The 1,811-nt window shown below is 41.8% G+C and carries 2 protein-coding genes; one reads left to right on the forward strand and one right to left on the reverse strand.

The features are described from left to right. Positions 1-1,223, reverse strand: a 1,223-nt coding sequence (gene alaS, locus VLN09_RS00945; protein ID WP_325243220.1) for an alanine--tRNA ligase, incomplete at its 3' end; no start/stop codon positions are given. A 405-nt stretch (positions 1,224-1,628) separates the two neighbouring features. On the opposite strand from alaS, the gene VLN09_RS00950 reads away from it, so the two are divergent. Beyond that, positions 1,629-1,811, forward strand: a 183-nt coding sequence (locus tag VLN09_RS00950; protein WP_325243222.1) for a hypothetical protein, incomplete at its 3' end; no start/stop codon positions are given.

Genomic DNA, 1,811 nt, shown 5'->3' on the forward strand with positions numbered 1-1,811 from the left:
GGGAAGCCATAGGTATCATAAAGCTTAAAGGCTGCTTCACCAGAGAGTACGTCGCCTTCTTTTAGACCTTCAAGCTCGCTGGCAAGTAAACGTAAGCCTTGTGCTAGAGTTTTAGCGAACTGCGCTTCTTCTTTTTGAATAGCGTTTTCAATAACACTTTGCTTGTCTTTTAGCTCAGGGTAGGCGGTGCCCATCTCAGCAACCAACGGCGCGACCATTTTATAAAAGAAATCACTATCTGCGCCAAGCTTATTACCATGACGTACCGCACGGCGGATAACACGGCGCAGTACATAACCGCGACCTTCATTGCTTGGGGTAACGCCATCAGCAATCAAAAACGCAACCGCACGTATATGGTCGGCGATGACTTTTAACGATGATTGTTGATGATTGTCAATGTCTAAAATTTCAGCAGCAGCATCCATTAAATGGACAAATAAATCTATCTCGTAGTTGCCATGTACGCCTTGCATAATGGCACTGATACGCTCAAGCCCCATGCCAGTATCAACACTTGGGGCTGGTAGCGGTAGCATAGTGCCGTCTTTTTGACGGTTAAACTGCATAAAGACGCAGTTCCAAATTTCAATATAACGGTCGCCGTCTTCTTCAGGCGTACCCGGCAGGCCGCCTTCGATATCTGCGCCATGATCATAAAAAACTTCGGTACAAGGACCACAAGGACCAGTATCACCCATTGTCCAAAAGTTATCTGACGCGTAAGGCGCGCCTTTATTATCACCAATACGGATGATACGCTCACTTGGAATACCGATGTCTTTATGCCAAATATCAAAAGCTTCGTCATCGGTCTCATAAATGGTCACATATAAGCGATTTTTATCAATCGCAAGCCACTCATCTGAGGTCAAAAACTCCCAAATATAGCCAATCCCTGCTTGCTTAAAATAATCACCAAAAGAGAAGTTACCAAGCATCTCAAAGAACGTATGATGACGCGCTGTATAACCGACATTGTCTAAATCATTGTGTTTACCACCAGCACGCACGCATTTTTGCGAGGTTACTGCACGCGTATAGTCACGTGGCTCCATGCCCAAAAAGGTTTCTTTAAATTGATTCATACCAGCATTGGTAAATAGCAATGTCGGGTCATTGTGTGGAATCAAACTCGATGAGGCGACGGGGGTGTGCTGTTTGCTTATGAAAAAATCGATAAAAGCTTGACGAATATCGGCTGAGCGAAATGGCTGGCTCACAGCGGCTCCTTACTGGCGAATGGTATTGGATAAAATAATTTTGCAAGCGATTTTAGCACAAACGTGCTAAGGGTGTTGAAGATTCATAAGTAGAGCGATGGTAAATGCGGTTTATTCTTTTTGAGTTAAGTGCTTTTATGCTGCTTAGCAGTCAAAGGTTCTGATAGTGATCAGAATAGGGAAGGCAATCGAGGCAATTGGCATAGATTTATATCAATAAAATTCATCAAACAATGGTTATTTATAGAAAATAAAAAGCGGCAAAATAAATCAATAATCATAACATGGTTTTAATTATCAATCACTTGCTATAAATGGGCTAGGCGTCCATATGAAAAGCCTTACTATTTGTATGGATTTAGTGTATAAAGTAGTTATACCCATAATAAAAGTAAGGAATAAGTTATGAACTGGGCATTATTTTCTGTAGTTTTTACCATTGCATTAACCGTCGTCATCGGCGTACTTATGGTTACCGCCTTGGTGATAGGGTTTAATGAGATTGCTCATATTCGAATAGTCATTGCCGTAGGTTTTCTTTTGTGTTTGCCTATCAGCTGGTATTTCAGCAAAAAACTAGGCAGCATT

Origin of the sequence: Psychrobacter sp. (genome assembly GCF_035469765.1) — a bacterium.
In the GTDB taxonomy this organism is placed as follows: Bacteria; Pseudomonadota; Gammaproteobacteria; order Pseudomonadales; family Moraxellaceae; genus Psychrobacter.